Source organism: Pseudomonas sp. GW456-12-1-14-TSB6 (assembly GCF_059424205.1).
In genome coordinates, this window is record NZ_JBWKZE010000012.1 from 168,092 (window position 1) to 187,467 (window position 19,376).

The window sequence follows — 19,376 nt, forward strand, 5'->3', positions numbered from 1 at the left end:
GAAAAACCCGCCCGACTCAAGATTCAGTGTTAAGAATTGCGCAACAAAGCACTTATTAACATAACGATCCTGAACCCTGGCTGACCTGAATCAACGCACCCCTTACTGCTGGTTCTCCTGATCGGTGAACAGATCACTGAACAGCATGCTCGACAGATAACGCTCACCGGAGTCGGGCAGCACCACCACAATGGTCTTGCCCTGCATTTCCGGGGTTTCCGCCAGGCGCACCGCCACCGACATGGCCGCACCACAGGAAATCCCGCACAGGATCCCTTCCTCCTGCATCAGGCGCAGGGCCATGGCCTTGGACTCGTCATCCGTCACCAACTCGACCCGGTCAACCATCGACAGATCAAGGTTCTTCGGCACGAACCCGGCACCGATGCCCTGAATCTTGTGCGGGCTCGGCTTGATTTCTTGACCTGCCAGCGCCTGGGTAATCACCGGCGAAGACACCGGCTCCACCGCCACCGACAGAATCGGTTTGCCTGCCGTATTCTTGATATACCGCGACACGCCGGTGATGGTTCCGCCGGTGCCGACGCCCGCCACCAGCACATCGATGGCGCCATCGGTGTCATTCCAGATTTCCGGGCCGGTGGTCTTTTCATGAATGGCCGGGTTGGCCGGGTTATCGAACTGGGCCGGCATGAAATATTTGCCCGCGTCACTGGCTACGATCTCGTTGGCCTTTTCGATAGCGCCTTTCATGCCCTTGGCTGGCTCGGTCAGCACCAGCTCTGCGCCCAGCGCCTTGAGCACTTTGCGCCGCTCGATGCTCATCGAGGCCGGCATGGTCAGCAGCAATTTGTAACCTCGCGCGGCCGCCACGAAGGCCAGGCCGATGCCGGTGTTGCCGGAGGTCGGCTCGACGATGGTCATGCCCGGCTTGAGTTTGCCGCTGCTTTCGGCGTCCCAGATCATGTTGGCGCCAATCCGGCACTTGACCGAGTAGCCCGGGTTGCGACCTTCGATCTTGGCCAGAATGGTCACGCCACGGGGCGCGATGCGGTTGATCTGCACCAGCGGCGTGTTGCCGATGGAATGGGCGTTGTCAGCAAAAATACGGCTCATGGCTGGGTCCTTGTGCAGCGTTGAATTCAGCCTTCCAAGGTAAGCCTGTTGCCCGTGTCAGTCCAGTCGGGCCGAACGTCTGCGGCAGGCGGCAGTCAATCGCTTTACATCGTTCGGAATTTGCTGCCATGAAGCGTCGCTACCGTTGGCCATTGTGGATTTTCGCCACTGTTGTGGTGTTGCTGGTCGCCCTGCACATCGCCCTGCCCTACCTCGTGCGCGACTATCTGAATGACAAGCTGGCCAACATGGGCGACTACCGCGGCCAGATCACCGACGTCGATCTGGCGCTCTGGCGCGGGGCCTACAAGATCAATGGCCTGAAAATCGTCAAGGCTGACGGCAAGGTGCCGGTGCCATTCGTCGATGCGCCGGTTATCGACCTGTCTGTCAGTTGGCACTCGCTTTGGTACGACCATGCTGTCGTGGCGCAGGTGAAATTCTTTAAACCTCAGGTGAACTTCGTCGATGGTGGTGCCAACAAGCAGAACTCCCAGACCGGTCAGGGCACCGACTGGCGTGAACAACTGGGCAAACTGTTGCCTATCACGCTCGACGAAGTGCAGATCAGCGATGGGCGGATCAGCTTTCGCAACTTCAACTCCAAACCACCGGTAAACATGAATGCAACCAACGTCGACGCCAGCATTTACAACCTGACCAACGTGGTCGACAAAGAAGGCAAACGCGATGCTCGCTTCGAAGGCAAGGCTCTGCTGCTGGGGCATGCCCCGCTGGAAACCACAGCCACCTTCGACCCCTTGAGCAATTTCGAAGACTTCGAATTTCGCCTGCGGGCCCGCGACATCGAACTCAAGCGCATGAACGACTTCGCCTCGGCCTACGGCAAATTCGACTTCAACGCCGGCCACGGCGATGTGGTCATCGAAGCCGCCGCCAACAAGGGCCAGCTCAAGGGCTACATCAAACCGCTGCTGCGCGACGTGGACGTGTTCAACTGGCAGCAGGATGTCGAGAACAAGAACAAGGGAATCTTCCGCTCGATCTGGGAAGCGCTGGTCGGCGGCACGGAAACCGTGCTGAAAAACCAGGGCAAGAACCAGTTTGCCACCCGGGTCGAACTCAGCGGCAGCGTGCACCAGCAAGATATCAACGCGTTCGAAGCGTTTTTGCAGATTTTGCGCAACGGATTCATTCAAGCCTTCAATGCCCGGTATGAACGGCCGAAGCCGGATGCGGGCTAAGTTTTACGGTTGACGATGTAGCGCCCGGTATCCTCTGCCGCGATCAGTGCAGGTTTCTCCTGCAACGAATCCCAACCCAGACAGGCCAGGGCCAATGATCGCGGCACCGCTTCCCGACCATTACTGTAGCGACTGATGCTGCGGGCGCTGATACCCAATGCTTCGGCCGCCTCATTCAACGGTAGACCGGTGCGAGCGCGCCAATCCATGAAAATCCGTGTGTTTTCGTCCGGCGCATTTTGCGCGAGCGCGTCCCGATACAAGGTATCGGCACCAATCTGGATATCCGGTTCCAGCCACTCCGCGCTCCAGCCGTCGTCACCCAACTCAGCGGTTGCAAACACTTCAGCGTCCAGTAGCGGAGCGAGCCCCGGATAGGTTTGCAGATCGCGGCTCAAGTCCAAGTTCAGCCGTTGGCCATCAATAAAGGTCAGCGACAGGCAAGCATCGCCAACAGCCTGCACTGCGGCCAATCGTGGCCGCTTCATGGGTAACATCGTTTCCAGTCCTCCAGCAATTGCGTCTGATGGGCCGAAACCCACGCCAACGCTTCCTTGACGATCAGTGGCGGTGCCTTGCCCATCATGAGCTCGACGGTTTCCAGGCTCAGCATCACATCCACTCCACCACCGGTCAGGTGAACATGGGGTGGAGGGTGATCCTTCTCGCGCAACTGAATGCGGTATTTTTCGCGAAATCGGTATTTGGTAGTCATGCCCGAAGGCTATCGCCAAATCGGCGATACCAGGAATACTGGCCTCGTGCCGAAACTGAGTCAACATGTGACGCCCCATTCAGAGACTGAATAAGCCGTCTGCGTTCACAGTCGACCGGGCCGCGCGTTATAGTCGGGCATCCGATTATTTCGCCCCCGCCCTGCCCGTTCAGGTCGGCGTTACCGTTCGAGGATTAGCAGATGAAGTTCGAAGGCACCCAGGCCTACGTCGCCACCGATGACCTGAAGCTGGCGGTCAACGCCGCCATCACCCTGGAGCGGCCGCTGCTGGTCAAGGGCGAACCGGGCACCGGCAAGACCATGCTCGCCGAGCAACTGGCCGAATCGTTCGGCGCCAAGCTGATCACCTGGCACATCAAGTCCACAACCAAGGCTCATCAGGGCCTGTACGAGTACGATGCGGTCAGCCGTCTGCGCGACTCGCAACTGGGCAATGAAAAAGTCCACGATGTGCGCAACTACCTGAAGAAGGGCAAGCTCTGGGAAGCGTTCGAGTCCGAAGAGCGCGTCATCCTGCTGATCGACGAAATCGACAAGGCCGACATCGAGTTCCCCAACGACCTGCTGCAAGAACTCGACAAGATGGAGTTCTACGTTTACGAGATCGACGAGACCATCAAGGCCAAGAAGCGTCCGATCATCATCATTACCTCCAACAACGAGAAAGAGCTGCCGGACGCGTTCCTGCGCCGCTGCTTCTTCCATTACATCGCCTTCCCCGACCGAACCACCCTGCAGAAAATCGTCGATGTTCACTACCCGGACATCAAGAAGGATCTGGTCAGCGAAGCGCTGGACGTGTTCTTCGACGTGCGCAAGGTGCCGGGCCTGAAGAAGAAGCCGTCGACCTCGGAACTGGTCGACTGGCTGAAACTGCTGATGGCCGACAACATCGGCGAAGCCGTGCTGCGCGAACGCGATCCGACCAAAGCCATCCCGCCGCTGGCCGGTGCGCTGGTGAAGAACGAACAGGACGTGCAACTGCTTGAGCGCCTGGCGTTCATGAGCCGTCGCGGCACCCGCTAAGAGGCTGATGCCATGTTGCTCAACCTGTTCAATGAAATGCGTGCAGCCAAGGTGCCGGTCTCGGTGCGCGAGCTGCTCGACCTGATCAACGCGCTGAAACAGCGCGTCACCTTCGCCGACATGGACGAGTTTTACTACTTGTCGCGGGCGATTCTGGTGAAGGACGAACGGCATTTCGACAAGTTCGACCGTGCGTTCGGCGCCTACTTCAACGGTCTGGAAAAGCTCGACGATCACTTGCAGGCGCTGATCCCCGAAGACTGGTTGCGCAAGGAATTCGAGCGTTCGCTGAGCGACGAGGAACGCGCGCAGATCCAGTCCCTCGGCGGCCTGGACAAGCTGATCGAAGAGTTCAAGAAACGTCTGGAAGAACAGAAGGAACGCCACGCCGGCGGCAACAAATGGATCGGCACCGGCGGCACCAGCCCGTTCGGCTCCGGCGGTTTCAACCCGGAAGGCATCCGGGTCGGCGATGCCGGCAAGCGCCAGGGCAAAGCGGTGAAAGTCTGGGATCAGCGCGAGTACAAGAACCTCGACGATTCCGTGGAACTGGGCACCCGTAACATCAAGGTCGCCCTGCGTCGCCTGCGCAAATTCGCTCGTCAGGGCGCGGCGGAAGAGCTGGACATCGACGGCACCATCGACCACACCGCCAAGGATGCCGGCCTGCTGAACATCCAGATGCGCCCGGAACGGCGCAACACGGTGAAGCTGTTGCTGCTGTTCGACATCGGCGGCTCGATGGACGCCCACGTGAAGATCTGCGAGGAATTGTTCTCGGCCTGCAAGACCGAGTTCAAGCATCTGGAGTACTTCTACTTCCACAACTTCATTTATGAATCGGTGTGGAAGAACAACATGCGCCGCACTTCCGAGCGCACGTCGACCCAGGACCTGCTGCACAAGTACGGCGCCGACTACAAAGTGATCTTCATCGGTGACGCCGCGATGGCGCCTTATGAAATCACCCAGGCTGGCGGCAGCGTCGAGCACTGGAACGAAGAGCCGGGTTACGTGTGGATGCAGCGCTTCATGGAGAAGTACAAGAAGCTCATCTGGATCAATCCGTATCCGAAAGATACGTGGGGCTATACATCGTCGACCAATATCGTGCGGGACTTGATCGAGGATCAGATGTATCCGCTGACGTTGCGCGGGCTGGAAGAGGGGATGCGGTTTCTGTCCAAGTAAGCGGATGGTTCCCATGTCGAGGCGTCGAACCGTCTGCGTGGGAATGCATCAAGTGACGCTCTGCGTCACTGGGACGCGGAGCGTCCCGGGCGGCATTCCCACGCGGAGCGTGGGAACGATCAAACGCAGACGCGTTCGACGTGGGAACGATCAAGTAAAGCGCTGTAGATATTCGAGGTGTTCCCGGTGTGCGACGTCCTGCACCACCGGGCGCAATCTGACCTTCGCCCCCGGCAGACACTGTGCCAGTCGAGCCAGCGCCAGCGGCGTCAAGGCACCCAATCGCGGATAGCCGCCAATGGTCTGCCGATCATTGAGCAACACGATCGGCTGCCCGTCCGGCGGCACCTGCACCGCGCCCAGCGGAATGCCCTCGGAAATCATCGGTTTGCCCTGATACTGCAACGCCGTGCCCAACAGACGAATACCCATGCGATCGGCGCGACTGTCCAGCGTCCAGGCACGGTTGAAGGCATCGAACAGACTCTGCCCGCTGAACTGACCGATCTGCGCGCCGAGCACCAGATCCAGTGGCGCGTCGAGGCGCAGGTCCGGTCGATGCTCCGCCGGAACCTCACGCACCAACAGGGTTTCGCCCTGATAACTCAGCGAAGCGCCCTTGGCCAGCGGCAATCCAAAACCATCAAGACCGCCAAGCTCCTCACGCACCACCGTGGCACTGCTGCCCAGCACTTTCGGCGCACTGAAACCGCCGGGCGCCGCTAGATAGGCCCGAGCCCCCAGCAACGGTTGGGTGAACTTCAAGGTCTGCCCTTTGCGCAGTTTGAAACTGCGCCACGGCGCCAACCCCTCACCGTCGATCTGCGCGCCAAGATCCGCGCCAGCCATTGCCAGCAGACAATCCTCTTGCGCCACCACCGTAAACCCGCCGAGGGTGATTTCGATCACCGGCAAGTCCAGGCCATTGCCCAGCAGCCAGTTGGCCCAGGCCATCGACCGCCAGTCCGCCGCGCCGCCCTGAGTCACGCCCAGATGGCGCACGCCAAACCGCCCGGCATCCTGCAACAGGCACAGCGGCGTACTCGCTTCAATCGTCAGTCGGCTCATGCCAGGGCCTCCAGAGGCGTGTCGTCACCACCGAGGCGGATGAATTCGGCGTGGCTCACCGCTTCAAAACGCACGGTATCCCCGGGCTGCATGAGGCTGTAGCCATCGCGTTCACGGTCGAACAGTTTTGCCGGCGTGCGACCGATCAGGTTCCAGCCACCGGGAGACACCACCGGATACGCGGCCGTCTGCCGCTCGGCGATGCCGACGCTGCCGGCGGCGACTTTCTTGCGTGGGGTATTCAGACGTGGTGCCGCGAGAACTTCTTCCACCAGCCCCATGAACGCGAAACCCGGCGCAAAGCCTAGGGCGAACACCTGATATTCACGAGCACTGTGACGGCGGATCACTTCTTCCACCGCCAAACCGCTGCGTTGTGACAGCAGACTCAATTCCGGTCCGACGCTCAGGTCGTACCACACCGGTAGCACATGACACTGGCCGCCGGTGCGCGCGTTCGGCGACAGGTCGATCAAGGCTTCGGCGATCAATTCGCGAGCCTGACCCGGATTCAATTCGGTCAGGTCGTAATGCACCATCAACGTGGTGTACGACGGCACCAGATCGATCAGATGTGCGCCGAACACCGTGCGCAACCGCTCACTGGCGGCGAGCATCCACGGCATGTTGGCTTCGGCGATTTCATCGAACAGGCGCAGCATCAGGCAATCCAGCGCCACCACTTCCACCCGCAGATTCATGGCGCGCTCTGCTCGTTCAGGGCCTGACGAATGCGCTGCACGGCAGCCACTGAACTGGCGTTGTCACCGTGCACGCACAAAGTGTTGGCTTGCAGGTGCAGCGCGCTGCCGTCGCTGGCCGTGAGGTTGTCGCCACGGGCGATGGTCAGCGCTTGCCCGATGATGGTTTCGGAATCGTGGTGCACCGCGCCCGGCAGTTGTCGCGAGACCAGTCGGCCGACGCTGTCGTAGGCGCGGTCGGCGAAGGCTTCGAACCACAGGGTCACGCCGTATTCGTCGCCGAGCTGTTGCGCGGCCGTGTTATCGCGGGTGGCCATCAGCATCAGTGGCAGGCTGCGATCGTAAGCCGCGACGGCCTGAATCACCGCCCGCAACTGCGCCGGGTTGGCCATCATGTCGTTGTACATCGCGCCGTGGGGTTTGACGTAACTGACTTTGCCACCTTGGGCACGGCAAATGCCGTCGAGGGCGCCGATCTGGTAATGCAGGATGTCTTGCAGTTCCTGGGCGGTGTAGGCCATGGAGCGGCGGCCGAACCCCACCAGATCCTGATAGGCCGGATGCGCACCGATCTGCACGCCGTGGCTCAGGGCCAGGCTGACGGTCTTGCGCATGATGCTCGGGTCGCCGGCGTGAAAGCCGCAGGCAATGTTGGCGCAGTCGATGAAGGGCATGACTTCCGCGTCCAGACCCATGGTCCAGCTGCCGAAGCTCTCGCCGATGTCACAGTTCAATAGCAGGCGGCTCACGGTGAACACTCCTGTAGTTCTTTTCTTTTTTTTGCTGTGGGACAGACAGTGTCCCGCAGGTTATCAGTTACTGCGCGTCCAGTTGCTTGCCACGGGTTTCCGGCAGGCTCAACGCCGCGAGAATCACCACCCCGTAGGACACCGCCGCAAAGGCACCGATGCCTACACTCAGCGGCACTTTCTGGCTGAGCAACCCGATCAACAGCGGGAACAACGCCGCCAGTGCCCGGCCGATGTTGTAGCAGAAGCCCTGCCCCGAGCCGCGAATCCGGGTTGGAAACAGCTCGGTGAGAAACGCGCCCATGCCACTGAAAATCCCCGAGGCGAAGAAGCCCAGCGGGAAACCCAACCACAGCATCACGCCATTGCTGACCGGTAATTGGGTGTAGAGCAGAACGATGGTGAACGAGCCGACCGCGAACAGGATGAAGTTCTTCTTGCGGCCCAGCAGGTCGGTCAAATAGGCGCTGATCACATAACCGACGTAGGAACCGATGATCACCATCGCCAGATAACCGCCGGTGCCGAGTACGCTCAAGCCGCGTTCGTTCTTCAGAAAAGTCGGCAGCCAGGAGGTGATCGCGTAATAACCGCCGAGGGCGCCGGTGGTCAGCAGTGAGGCGCGAATCGTGGTGAAGAGCATGCCGGGGGCGAAGATCTCGTAGAACTTCGACGGGCTGTCCGGGGTTTGCTTGGCTTTGGCTTCGCGGTAGATCTCCGGGTCTTTCACCAGACGCCGGACAAAAATCACGAACACCGCCGGCACGATGCCGAGGATGAACAGTGCGCGCCAGGCGTCTTCCGGTGGCAGCACCGAGAACAGCAGCGCGTACAGAATCGCCGTCAGCCCCCAACCCAGCGCCCAGCCGGATTGCACCATGCCCACCGCCTTGCCGCGATCCTTGGCGCGGATCACTTCACCGATCAGCACCGCGCCGGCGGTCCATTCACCGCCGAAACCGAAGCCCATCAGGGTTCGGGCGATCAGCAGTTGTTCGTAGTTTTGGGCGAAGCCGCAAAGGAAAGTGAAGAAGGCGAACCACAGCACCGTCAGTTGCAGGGTGCGCACGCGGCCGATGCGGTCGGAGAGAATCCCCGCCACCCAACCGCCGATGGCCGAAGCGATCAGAGTACTGGTGTGGATCAGCCCGGCCTCGCCAGTGGTGATGCCCCACATCGCGATCAGGGTCGGCACCACGAAGCTGAGCATCTGGGTGTCCATGCCGTCCAGACCGTAGCCGATCTTGCAGCTCCAGAAGGTCCGGCGCTCCTGCTGATTGATGTTGCGATACCAGTCGAACGGGCCGGGACGGGCCGCAGTCTTGGGGAGGTCGAGGGTGTCGGGCGCACTCATGGCATGTCTCCGCAGGCTTTTATTAGTCTTGTTCGAAGCTCCGACGACGCCTATCGTGGGAACCGGATGCGTCGATTCTTGGGTGCGTCACCCGGTCGCGTCCAACGAATAAAAACCCGCCCAAGACATAAGAAAAATTTGTTGCCATGAACCTGAAGTTTCTCGAAACCTTCGTCTGGGTCGCCCGGCTGAAAAGTTTTCGCCTGACCGCCGACAAGCTGTTCACCACCCAGGCTTCGATTTCCAGCCGGATTGCAGTACTCGAAGGCGAGCTCGGGGTGAAGCTGTTCCTGCGTGACTCACGCGGCGTTAGTCTGACGCCCGAAGGTTTGAAAGTGCTGGATTATGCCGAGCAGATGCTCGACACGATGCAGGCGCTGAAGCAGTCGATCGAGACCCGATCGAGCAAGGTCGGCCGGGTGCGCATCGGGGTGATGGACACGGTGATCCACACCTGGCTCAGCCCGCTGGTGGCGCAGATGACCGATCTGTACCCAAGGGTGGAAATCGAGCTGGTGGCGGATACCTCGCTGAACCTCTGCGATCAGCTGCAAAAAGGCTTTCTCGATCTGATCCTGCAAACCGATCTGGTGCGCCAGGAAAGCGTGCGCAGCCTGGAGCTGGCCAGCCACCCCATTGGCTGGATCGTCGCCAGCCATTCGATCTACAACCGCGACTACCAAAACCTCGCCGACCTGGCGCAGGAACGCATAATCACCTACTCGAAAAACTCCCGGCCGCATCAGGACATCCTGGCGCTGATGCAGGCCCAGGGCGTACTGGCGCCACGGCTGAACTGTGTGAACTCGGTGTCGGCGATCACCCGGCTGTTGCGCGACGGGTTTGGCATTGGCGCGTTGCCGCCGGTGCTGGTGGCCGAGGAACTGGCGCGGGGTGAATTGACCCTGCTTGACATCGAACAGCGACCGCCGAATCTGCAGGTGGTGGTGTCGTGGCGAGTCGGTGTGGAATGGGTCGAGGAGATTGTGACGCTGTGTCAGCAGGTGCTGGAGGGGTATGCGCGCAAGGTAGGTACGGATTACGTCGTTCTAAGTTGATCGTTCCCACGCTCTGCGTGGGAATGCCTAAACGGACGCTCCGCGTTCGGCTTTGGAAGGGACGCGGAGCGTCCCGGGCTGCATTCCCACGCGGAGCGTGGGAACGATCTTCATAAGGCTTACAGCCCGCGCACATCCCGGTCTTCGATCGGCCGGCTCTGGCGCAGGCGCTTGCCGCCCAGCACCACCCAGTCGATCAGACGGAACAGGCATTCAAGACCAAACGACAGCAGCAGCGCGCCGCTCATGCCCCAGATCATCGCTTCCGGCGTCAGCAGGATCTGGTAGCTGTAGCCGTTCCAGGTTTCCTTGCGGATGTCCGGGTCGGCGGCCAGCACCACTTGCAGGAAGCGGATGTACCACGGGCCCTGCATCGCCTGGAATTGCTTGTCCAGCGCCAGCTGACGGTTGAGCAAGGTGCTCAGGCTGTCGGCATCGCTGCGAAACACCGGATCTTCGCTGGCTCGATAGTGGGCGACCAGTGCCTGGATATCACCCTTGAAAAACTGCTCGGCGGTGCCCTGGAAGCCGCGTAGACCAGTCTGCGCCTCGATCAGGTGCGCTTCGACCCGCTTGGCGTAATCGTTGATGAAGCCCGGCACCTGGACACCGATCAACAGGCCCGCCGCAAACAACACCAGCCGTAGATAACTGAGCAACATGGGGGTGCAATCCTTATTCGGTCGTGCCCTGGCTGACGCATTCGCCGCGTCGCCACAGGCTCCATTGGCCCGGTTCGTAGCGGGTCCAGGTTTCGTTTTCGGTCAAGGGTTCGGTGGCAATCACCGTGACCACGTCGTTGGGCGTGGTTTCGGCCTGGAAATCGACGATCACATCGACATCCTTGAGCCGCGCCGGGCCAAACGGTGCGCGTCGGGTGATCTGCGCCAGTTTGGTCGAGCAATAGCAGAACAGCCAGTCGCCGTCGCTGAGCAGGCAGTTGAACACGCCTTTGCTGCGATATTCAGCGCAGGCCGCGACCAGATCCGGCAGCAGCACTTCTATATCGACCGGTTCCGGAAACGCTGCACGTACCCGGTTGAGCAAATCGCAGAACGCCGCTTCGCTGTCGGTATCGCCGACCGGGCGGTAGAAACTCTTGATCGGGGTGAAATCGGCGAGCTGACCGTTGTGCGCGAAGCACCAGTTGCGCCCCCACAGTTCGCGGACGAACGGGTGGGTGTTGGACAGACAGACCTTGCCGACGTTGGCCTGACGGATATGCCCGATGACCACTTCGCTCTTGATCGGATAACGCTGCACCAGATTGGCCACTTCCGACTCGCTGCTGGCCGCCGGATCCTGGAACAGGCGCAGCCCACGACCTTCGTAGAAGGCGATGCCCCAGCCGTCGCGATGTGGCCCGGTGCGACCGCCGCGCTGCATCAGCCCGGTGAAGCTGAACACGATATCGGTCGGCACGTTGGCACTCATGCCCAGTAATTCACACATGTGCGGACTCTCGTGATTACAGACGCGGCTCGACCCGCATGCGCTGCGGATTGCTCGGCACCGGCGGGCGACCGTAGCGGTCATCGCCGGCGCCGCCGAACGGTTGATCGGCGTCGCGCTCGTCTTCGGCACGGGCCGCTGCGCGGGCGGCTTCAGCCTGCTCCCGGCGGGCCTTGGAGGCGCGTTCGATCGGCAGGCGGATCAGCACAAAAATCAGATACAGACCGAACGCGATCATGGCGTACATGAGCAGTTCGGAAATGGCGCGCCAGGCGTTATTGCCGACCTTGAACGCCAGATCCAGCACGGTGATGGCGATGGCCGGGGCAAATTTTTCCTTCACCGGGTCAATGATGGTCGGGCTGAACAGCAACACCGCCATCAGCACACGCAGCGGCTCGCGCAGCCAACGCCACATCCAGCGGGTCATGCGCATCCACACCAGCAGGCAGCCCACGGCGGCAAAGGCGTAAAGGCCCCAGGCGATCAGATAGTCGTTCTCGGTCATGGTGTCCATGGCAAGGCAGGCAAGTCGGGTAGAGACACACCATTACTGGTCTGCCTCCCCCTAAGAACCGTACGTGCGCCTTTCAACGCATACGGCTCAAGTCTTTAGAAAGCCCCGGTTGGAGCCGGCTTGTTTACTGTCAATCCACGGCTGTGTAGCTGCTGATGACAAACTGGATGCAATAGTACTCGGTTATCCAAGGTGTCTCCACCGCCTTGGGAGCGGTGGATTACATGATGGTCGTGCCACCCGCTTTCCTTGGTAATAGGCTGCTTGCACAGCGGACATAGACCTTTTTGGCTTTGAAAGAGACTTACGATCTGTTTCCGATACTTCAGCTTTTTAAGCATTCGCACCATTCGCAATTTCTCTCCCATTTCCTCCATGGAGGGATCGAAGGGGTTGTATTCCCCGCTCACCTTTCTATGCCGCTCGATCGCAGTGCTCGCTATTGAGTACAGGGGAGCTATTGCTTTGGTCCCGTCCGTCCTCATCGCCATGGTGGCGAACACCCAACTTCTGCCTTCATGGGGTTGGAAATAACCTCTCCTGACCCATTCCAACGATTTATTAGGATGTCGCCTTTTCGCCCAACGCCAAAGAGCATGGAAAACAGAGTTATCCATTCTGCTAAACGCCTTCTTGGCAACCACTGGCTGGTGGTACATCGCCCAGCCACGCAGTATCGGATTCAGCCGTTGGATCAGATCCTCTTGCTTTGCCGTTTTGTTGGTACTGATGACGTCCTTCACCTTGCGATAGAACGCTTTCACGTTTTTCTTGCTTGGCTTGATCAGGAGCTTTCCTTCGTACTTGCGGAAATTCCATCCCAGAAAGTCAAAGCCTTCGTCTATGTGAACCACGCGGGTTTTCTCGAGTGACAGCTGCAATCCTCGCACAGCGAGGAATTGCTCCACCCAAGGTCTGATTTCGCTTTCCAGCATCTCTTTCGAGTTTCCGGTAATCACAAAGTCATCCGCATAGCGCACCACATTGATTTTCAGCTTCTTGGCCTTCGTCACGCCCAAGTGTTGCTTGAGCTGTGACTCCAATCCATCCAGCACCATATTTGCCAAAGTCGGCGAGATGATCCCGCCTTGTGGCGTACCGGCATCCGTTGCCTGAAGCTGGCCTTTATGAATCACTCCAGCCTTCAACCATTTCCGGAGGATCGTTTTGTCCGTAGGGACATTGGCGATCAGCCAGTCATGGTTGATATGGTCAAAGCAACCTTTGATGTCCGCCTCCAGTACCCATTCGGCCGAGACCTTCTTGGATAAGCAGATGAACAGCTGTCCCATTGCGTCTGCGGTAGAGCGCTCGATCCTGAAGCCGTAGCTGTTCGGATCTCCGGTGGTTTCTGCAATGGGCGCCAGAGCTAGCAGGTATAGAGCCTGCATGGCCCTGTCAGTCATGGTCGGAATGCCTAGTGGGCGCTCCTTCCCGTTTGACTTCGGAATGAACACACGCCTTAAAGGCCGTGGTTTGTATCCGTGGCGCTTCAACCCGTTTGCCGCTTTCCATTTGGCATCGGGTGTATCCCAGAGCACTCGGTCGACTCCGGCCGTGCGCTTGCCCTGGTTTTCAGTGACTCGCCGAACAGCCAAATATCTGGCCGAACGAGAGCGGGTCAGCATTCGTTGCAGGGAGTTAACCCTGCGCCACTTGCCTTCCCGACAAGCCTTCGCAATCCGTAACTGCATCGCCCGGACATTCCGCTGAACACGCCACCAATCGATGTCATGCCATTGTTGCGGAGCGCCGGAAGGCGCAGACACGGCCGTAGGGCTGTGTACTTTCATGCTGCCTTCCTCTCAAGTTGCCTGAGCTGAAGACGTACGCATCCCCTGACGGGAATGGACGTCCCGTCAGGGGTGAATTAATGGGAAACCTCAACCGCAGGTTTCTGAAATTATTGAGACAGACTCAGTCAGAGTTCATGCGACGAAAGACCACGCAGAAGTCTGCCCGGTTTCCCGTGAGGTGATGTTTCAACCTCTATCCGATCCATTACAGATCGGCTTTCGCTTTCTCTGCGATCCCATACCCGCACAGCCAACAGATCCCCTTGCGGTTCACCTGCCCGAAGGCAGCTATACGGGTTTACCACGTTCCCTGCCTGTCACACGATTGGTTTAGGGCCTGCCTTTTCGCCGGTGATCCTGATGACGACGTACCTCCAGCCTCTACAGAGATATCCGATCACTTTGCCTTTTGGCTCAAGCCTGACAGCTGTTTTGGCTTGTTTATAATTACGACGTTTATCAGCAGTTCACATATGTTGCCCATGCCAACCAGCCTGGCGCCTCAACCCGGTTCAGCTCCGAGCATCTCTACAACCCCTCACGGTGGCTGCAGACCTTTCCAGGGGCTACGTTGTTAGAAAAGCTTCACACCTCATCGTCGCCAATGACGCATGTTTTCCTAGGCTATCGTTGGTCGCACAACGAGTCCGCTGCTACCTTGCGAGCAAGCTAGATGGACAATGACAGACAGAGCTTTCGCTCGAGTCTTCAGATGAGTAAGCAAGCACTGAACGAATCAGCAGGCTCAGAAAAGCGTTTCCTCCTGTTTCAGAAGCAGGAGAAAACCCTTGCGGGGATTCTTTCCCGCTGGGGTGAGGTTCTGTAAGAACCGATGATTTAGTGTGCATTCAGGAAAGAAAAAGATCTTTCCTCCAGTCAATAATTTGAATGCTGATGGACTGTGGGCCTGCCCCGCCGCAACGGTAAGTCCTTGAAGGCAGTGGACTTCTTTGATGGATTTTTATTCCGGAGATTGGGTACTCCAGCCTTGGCTGTAATCAAACAGCCCTTCAAGATGACCATCCACCTCGAAGTCTTGAAGACACGCTACGCGTGTCGCACAGAGGCGCTTATAGTAACGACTTTTCGCACGTCAGGCTTCCCCGCCGTCCGTGCTGCCCTTATTTGTCATGTCCGAGAGCTTTCCATGCCCGTATCCGCCAACGTCATCAGCGCCCCGATTGCCCACAAGGCCGCCGGTCACGACCCGTACGCCTGGCTGCAGGAACGCGACACCGACGCGGTGCTCGACTACCTCAAGGCTGAAAACGACTACCAGCAGGCACAGACCGCCGATCAGGCCGAGCTGCGCGAAACCCTGTTCGAAGAGATCAAGGGCCGGATCCTCGAAACCGATCTGTCCCTCCCCTCGCCATGGGGCCCGTACCTGTATTACACCCGCACCACAGCGGGTGACGAATATGCCCGCCACTACCGCTGCCCGCGCCCGGCCGATGACAGCCTGACCCTCGACGAAAGCCGCGAACAACTGCTGCTCGATCCGAACGCACTGGCCAACGGCGGCTTTTTCTCCCTCGGCGCCTTCAGCATCAGCCCGGATCACCAGCGTCTGGCCTACAGCGTCGACGCCTCGGGCGATGAGATTTACACGCTGTTCGTGAAGGAATTGTCCAGCGAGCGCGTCAGCGAACTGGAATTCCAGGACTGCGACGGCAGCATGACCTGGGCCAATGACAGCCTGACGCTGTTCTTCGGTGTGCTCGACGACACCCATCGCCCGCACAAGCTGTTCCGCTATCGCCTCGACGGCACGGCCGCCGAAGAGGTGTTCCACGAACCGGACGGGCGTTTCTTCCTGCACTGCTACCGCGCCAGCTCCGAGCAGCAATTGCTGTTGTCGCTGAGCAGCAAGACCACCAGCGAAGTCTGGGCGCTGGACGCCCATCAGCCGCAGCAGCCGTTCACCTGCCTGGCGCCACGGGTCGAGGATCACGAATACGACGTCGACCACGGCAAGCTCGATGGTGAGTGGACCTGGTTCATCCGCACCAACCGCGACGGCATCAACTTCGCCCTGTATCAGGCGCCGGACACCGGCATCGCACCGAGCGAAGCCGACTGGCAGAACCTGATCCCACACAGCGATTCGGTGATGCTCGATGGCGTGACCCTCAATGCCGAAGCCCTGACCCTGAGCCTGCGCGAAGGCGGGCTGCCGATCATTGAAGTGCGCCCACACGGTCTGGCGCCTTATCGCGTGCAATTGCCGGACGCGGCCTACAGCCTCTACGTGCAAAACAGCCTGGAATTCGAAAGCGACCGCATCCGCCTGCGCTACGAGGCGTTGAATCGTCCGGCTCAGGTTCGGCAACTGATCCTCGCCACCGGCGAGCAGACTGTCCTCAAGGAAACCCCGGTGCTCGGCCCGTTCGACGCCGACGCCTACGTCAGCCAGCGCCTGTGGGCGACCGCGCCGGACGGCACCCAGGTGCCGATCAGCCTGGTGATGAAACGGGAAATGGTTGGCAAACCCGTGCCGTTGTACCTGTACGGTTACGGCGCCTACGGTTCAAGCCTCGACCCGTGGTTCTCCCACGCCCGCCTGAGTCTGCTGGATCGCGGCATGGCGTTCGCCATCGCCCACGTGCGCGGCGGCGGTGAGCTGGGCGAAGCGTGGTACCGCGCTGGCAAGCAGGAGCACAAGCACAACACCTTCAGCGACTTCATCGCCTGCGCCGAATTCCTGATCCTCAACGGCATCACCACCGCGCCACAACTGGCGATCAGCGGTGGCAGCGCCGGTGGCCTGCTGATCGGTGCTGTGCTCAACCAGCGTCCGGATCTGTTCGGTGTGGCGATTGCCGAAGTGCCGTTCGTCGACGTGCTTAACACCATGCTCGACCCGGATCTGCCGCTGACCGTCACTGAATACGACGAGTGGGGCAATCCCGAAGAGCCGGAGGTCTACGAGCGGATCAAGGCCTATGCGCCGTACGAAAACGTCACTGCACAGGCGTATCCCGCAACACTGGTGATCGCCGGCTACAACGACAGCCGCGTGCAATATTGGGAAGCAGCCAAGTGGGTTGCGAAATTGCGCGCGACCAAGACCGATGACAATCCATTGCTGCTCAAGACCGAACTGGGCGCCGGCCACGGCGGCATGAGCGGGCGTTATCAGGGATTACGTGACGTAGCGCTCGAATATGCATTTGTTTTCAAGGTTCTGGGCATCGCCTGAGGAACTCCGCCGGTCACTTGGGTCTTAATTCCAGACCCGATAGGCCGATAGCACATCAATCCCCTGTGGGAGCGAGCCTGCTCCGGGCGGCGATCCGACGATAGCAATCTGTCAGTCATGTTGATGTTGGCTGACACTCCGCCATCGCGAGCAGGCTCGCTCCCACAGGAGTTCTGTGCAACGCCTTGAAACAGTGAAAACAAAAAAAGACCGCACGACATGTCAGAACCCACTCTACTGAACAACGAAATCCGCGACTGGCTGATGGACTGCGGCCTGTTCGATCAATTGCAACTGGCGGATTTCGCCGCCGCCTCGGGTTACTTCAGCATCAGCACCGTGGCTGAAGGCGAAGCGATCTTTCGCGAAGGCGATGCCGGCAGTTTCATGTGCATCATCCACACCGGCCAGGTGGCCGTGCAGAAAACCGGCGGCGACGGTCAGGTCGTTACCATGGCTACCCTGCGCAGCGGTCGGGCATTCGGTGAAATGGCCGTGCTCGACGGCGAACGCCGTTCGGCGACTTGTGTGGCGGCGAGCAACTGCCAGTTGCTCAACCTCGGCAAGGACTCGCTGGAAAAAATGCTCAACGACGCGCCGAAGATCGCCGCCAAGATCATCCGCGCCCTTGCCGTCTCCCTCTCCAAACGCCTGCGCATGGCCGACGGCCAGCTCGCCGCCCAGCAGATCTAGCCCCCCGGGGATTTGGGCTTGCTGTCGTTCTGTTCCAGGCCCGGCAATGGCTGATCCTTGGTCGGCGGGCTGGGCATTTCGATCGGCACCAGCGGCGGGCCGCCACTGCCGGGGCCGGCTTTGGGAATCGGCACCGGGCTGATCTGCGGATACGGGGTTGGCGTCGCAGTACCGGGCGAGCCCGGTTGCGGTGTCGGGCTGACGGGAATCGTCTGTTGCGCCTGTACGGCAGTTATCGAGAGCGCGGCCAGGGTAATGACCGTTAGAATGGTGCGCTTCATCAAGGGCTCCGTTGGCCTGAAGTCTGCCTTCAGGCTACTCCCAACGCGCCGGCTTGCCTTCCCCCCTGTAGAGATTTCCATGAAACGTTTCGTTCTGCTCGACACCACGCCGATCCCTGACAACGGCGGCGCCCTGTGCCTGTTCGAGTATGGCGAGGACTTCGTCATCAAGATCCAGGGTGGCGACGGCGGCCAATTGATGAACACCCGCATGCACGGCTCCGAAGATGCGCTGGCCGAGATCCCGTGCCGCAAGGTCGCCGGCCGGCCGAACTCGCGGGTGCTGATCGGCGGTCTGGGCATGGGCTTCACCCTTGCCTCCGCGCTCAAGCACCTGGGCAAAGGTGCCGAAGTGGTGGTCGCCGAACTGGTGCCCGGCGTGGTCGAGTGGAACCGTGGCCCGCTCGGTGAAAAGTCCGGGCGCCCGCTGCTCGATCCGCGCACGGTGATCCGTCAGGAAGACGTGGCCAAGGTGCTGCAAAGTGAGCCGAACGGTTTCGACGCAATCATGCTCGACGTCGACAACGGCCCCGAAGGCCTGACCCAGAAGGCCAACAGCTGGCTGTATTCCGCCGCAGGCCTGGCCGCCTGCGCCAAAGCGATGCGGCCCAAAGGCGTGCTGGCGGTGTGGTCGGCCAGCGCCGACCGGCAGTTTTCCGACAAATTGAAGAAGGCCGGTTTCAAGGCCGAGGAAGTCCAGGTCTTCGCCCACGGCAACAAGGGCACGCGCCACACGATCTGGATTGCCGAGAAGCTCAAGGGCTGAGCTAAACTTGCGTCATAACCGTCATTAGTCTTCTGCAAAGGTGAACCCATGAGTTCGTCCACCCCGACCAACACCTCGAAGCTGGATCGCATCCTCGCCGACAACCAGCGCGACAAGGAAATGGGCTACCGCGACAAGGCCCTGAAGATGTACCCGCATGTGTGCGGCCGCTGCGCCCGTGAGTTTTCCGGCAAGCGCCTGAGCGAACTGACCGTGCACCACCGCGACCACAACCACGACAACAACCCGCAGGACGGTTCCAACTGGGAACTGCTATGCCTGTACTGCCACGACAACGAACACTCGCGCTACACCGATCAGCAGTATTTCGGCGAAGGCTCGCTGAGCACGCCGAAAATCGCCAAGGCCACGCACAATCCGTTTGCGGCACTGGCCGGTCTCATGAAAAAAGAAGACTGAGTTCCCCAACTCTGATGTGATCGTTCCCACGCTCTGCGTGGGAATGCCTCAATGGACGCTCTGCGTCCGCTTTGGGACGCGGAG

The 19,376-nt window shown here is 60.0% G+C and carries 20 protein-coding genes; 8 read left to right on the top strand and 12 right to left on the bottom strand.

Translation table 11 applies throughout. The features are described 5' to 3' along the window. Window positions 1-102 precede the first annotated feature (102 nt). Entirely contained in the window at window positions 103-1,077 is a 975-nt protein-coding gene (cysK, locus tag AC07Y2_RS13945) for a cysteine synthase A (RefSeq protein WP_011332943.1), read from the bottom strand. 128 nt (window positions 1,078-1,205) lie between these two features. Here cysK and AC07Y2_RS13950 point away from each other — a divergent pair, with 128 nt between their 5' ends. Beyond that, complete coding sequence (locus AC07Y2_RS13950; RefSeq protein ID WP_103385770.1) at window positions 1,206-2,282, top strand: DUF748 domain-containing protein; 1,077 nt, start codon at window positions 1,206-1,208, stop codon at window positions 2,280-2,282. On the opposite strand, the gene AC07Y2_RS13955 is transcribed toward AC07Y2_RS13950, so the two are convergent. Together AC07Y2_RS13955 and AC07Y2_RS13960 are read right to left on the bottom strand one after the other, a co-directional pair. Continuing rightward, window positions 2,279-2,779: a helix-turn-helix domain-containing protein gene (locus AC07Y2_RS13955; RefSeq protein WP_103385771.1), complete on the bottom strand. Its 501-nt coding sequence runs from the start codon at window positions 2,777-2,779 to the stop codon at window positions 2,279-2,281. The two genes, AC07Y2_RS13950 and AC07Y2_RS13955, sit on opposite strands and share 4 nt — an antisense overlap. Further along, a complete protein-coding gene (locus AC07Y2_RS13960) occupies window positions 2,767-2,997 on the bottom strand; it encodes a DUF4160 domain-containing protein (RefSeq protein ID WP_085666762.1) in 231 nt (76 codons plus the stop codon). Before AC07Y2_RS13960 ends, AC07Y2_RS13955 begins: the two co-directional genes overlap by 13 nt. A gap of 201 nt (window positions 2,998-3,198) precedes the next feature. On the opposite strand from AC07Y2_RS13960, the gene AC07Y2_RS13965 reads away from it, so the two are divergent. Both AC07Y2_RS13965 and AC07Y2_RS13970 read left to right on the top strand, forming a co-directional pair. Then, a complete protein-coding gene (locus tag AC07Y2_RS13965; RefSeq protein WP_007911294.1) occupies window positions 3,199-4,044 on the top strand; it encodes an AAA family ATPase in 846 nt (281 codons plus the stop codon). A 12-nt stretch (window positions 4,045-4,056) separates the two neighbouring features. After that, the gene (locus AC07Y2_RS13970; RefSeq protein WP_016771218.1) at window positions 4,057-5,235 is read left to right on the top strand and encodes a vWA domain-containing protein; all 1,179 of its coding nucleotides are present in this window, start codon (window positions 4,057-4,059) and stop codon (window positions 5,233-5,235) included. Window positions 5,236-5,385: 150 nt separating this feature from the next. Here the strand turns inward: AC07Y2_RS13970 and AC07Y2_RS13975 are convergent, their stop codons facing one another. The 4 genes from AC07Y2_RS13975 to AC07Y2_RS13990 form a co-directional block, all read right to left on the bottom strand. Continuing rightward, window positions 5,386-6,303, bottom strand: coding sequence for a 5-oxoprolinase subunit C family protein (locus AC07Y2_RS13975; RefSeq protein ID WP_103385772.1), 918 nt, complete (start codon window positions 6,301-6,303; stop codon window positions 5,386-5,388). Continuing rightward, entirely contained in the window at window positions 6,300-7,004 is a 705-nt protein-coding gene (locus AC07Y2_RS13980; protein ID WP_039772620.1) for a 5-oxoprolinase subunit B family protein, read from the bottom strand. Before AC07Y2_RS13980 ends, AC07Y2_RS13975 begins: the two co-directional genes overlap by 4 nt. Beyond that, the gene (locus AC07Y2_RS13985) at window positions 7,001-7,753 is read right to left on the bottom strand and encodes a 5-oxoprolinase subunit PxpA (RefSeq protein ID WP_039772754.1); all 753 of its coding nucleotides are present in this window, start codon (window positions 7,751-7,753) and stop codon (window positions 7,001-7,003) included. The genes AC07Y2_RS13980 and AC07Y2_RS13985 overlap by 4 nt, the downstream gene beginning before the upstream one ends. Window positions 7,754-7,820: 67 nt before the next feature. Beyond that, window positions 7,821-9,107 carry an MFS transporter gene (locus AC07Y2_RS13990; RefSeq protein ID WP_064594172.1) on the bottom strand — a complete coding sequence of 429 codons (1,287 nt, stop codon included), beginning with the start codon at window positions 9,105-9,107 and terminating at the stop codon, window positions 7,821-7,823. Window positions 9,108-9,253: 146 nt separating this feature from the next. Between AC07Y2_RS13990 and AC07Y2_RS13995 the strand changes: the two genes are divergently transcribed. Next, window positions 9,254-10,165 carry a LysR family transcriptional regulator gene (locus AC07Y2_RS13995; RefSeq protein WP_103385773.1) on the top strand — a complete coding sequence of 304 codons (912 nt, stop codon included), beginning with the start codon at window positions 9,254-9,256 and terminating at the stop codon, window positions 10,163-10,165. A 119-nt stretch (window positions 10,166-10,284) separates the two neighbouring features. Here the strand turns inward: AC07Y2_RS13995 and AC07Y2_RS14000 are convergent, their stop codons facing one another. The 4 genes from AC07Y2_RS14000 to ltrA form a co-directional block, all read right to left on the bottom strand. Then, entirely contained in the window at window positions 10,285-10,827 is a 543-nt protein-coding gene (locus tag AC07Y2_RS14000) for a DUF2937 family protein (RefSeq protein WP_007956487.1), read from the bottom strand. A 13-nt stretch (window positions 10,828-10,840) separates the two neighbouring features. Beyond that, window positions 10,841-11,617: a class II glutamine amidotransferase gene (locus AC07Y2_RS14005; protein ID WP_025110635.1), complete on the bottom strand. Its 777-nt coding sequence runs from the start codon at window positions 11,615-11,617 to the stop codon at window positions 10,841-10,843. 16 nt (window positions 11,618-11,633) lie between these two features. Continuing rightward, window positions 11,634-12,134, bottom strand: coding sequence for an MFS transporter (locus AC07Y2_RS14010; protein WP_103385774.1), 501 nt, complete (start codon window positions 12,132-12,134; stop codon window positions 11,634-11,636). 95 nt (window positions 12,135-12,229) lie between these two features. After that, the gene (gene ltrA / locus AC07Y2_RS14015; RefSeq protein ID WP_103385775.1) at window positions 12,230-13,927 is read right to left on the bottom strand and encodes a group II intron reverse transcriptase/maturase; all 1,698 of its coding nucleotides are present in this window, start codon (window positions 13,925-13,927) and stop codon (window positions 12,230-12,232) included. A gap of 1,150 nt (window positions 13,928-15,077) precedes the next feature. Here ltrA and AC07Y2_RS14020 point away from each other — a divergent pair. Beyond that, a complete protein-coding gene (locus tag AC07Y2_RS14020; protein WP_103385776.1) occupies window positions 15,078-17,132 on the top strand; it encodes a S9 family peptidase in 2,055 nt (684 codons plus the stop codon). A 219-nt stretch (window positions 17,133-17,351) separates the two neighbouring features. Continuing rightward, a complete protein-coding gene (locus tag AC07Y2_RS14025) occupies window positions 17,352-17,825 on the top strand; it encodes a cyclic nucleotide-binding domain-containing protein (RefSeq protein ID WP_007956482.1) in 474 nt (157 codons plus the stop codon). Here the strand turns inward: AC07Y2_RS14025 and AC07Y2_RS14030 are convergent. Then, the gene (locus AC07Y2_RS14030; protein WP_039772629.1) at window positions 17,822-18,106 is read right to left on the bottom strand and encodes a hypothetical protein; all 285 of its coding nucleotides are present in this window, start codon (window positions 18,104-18,106) and stop codon (window positions 17,822-17,824) included. The two genes, AC07Y2_RS14025 and AC07Y2_RS14030, sit on opposite strands and share 4 nt — an antisense overlap. A gap of 79 nt (window positions 18,107-18,185) precedes the next feature. Between AC07Y2_RS14030 and AC07Y2_RS14035 the strand changes: the two genes are divergently transcribed. Together AC07Y2_RS14035 and AC07Y2_RS14040 are read left to right on the top strand one after the other, a co-directional pair. Further along, window positions 18,186-18,872 carry a spermine/spermidine synthase domain-containing protein gene (locus AC07Y2_RS14035; protein ID WP_085666767.1) on the top strand — a complete coding sequence of 229 codons (687 nt, stop codon included), beginning with the start codon at window positions 18,186-18,188 and terminating at the stop codon, window positions 18,870-18,872. Between the two features lie 48 nt (window positions 18,873-18,920). Beyond that, window positions 18,921-19,292: a YajD family HNH nuclease gene (locus AC07Y2_RS14040; RefSeq protein ID WP_007944009.1), complete on the top strand. Its 372-nt coding sequence runs from the start codon at window positions 18,921-18,923 to the stop codon at window positions 19,290-19,292. Window positions 19,293-19,376 lie beyond the last annotated feature (84 nt).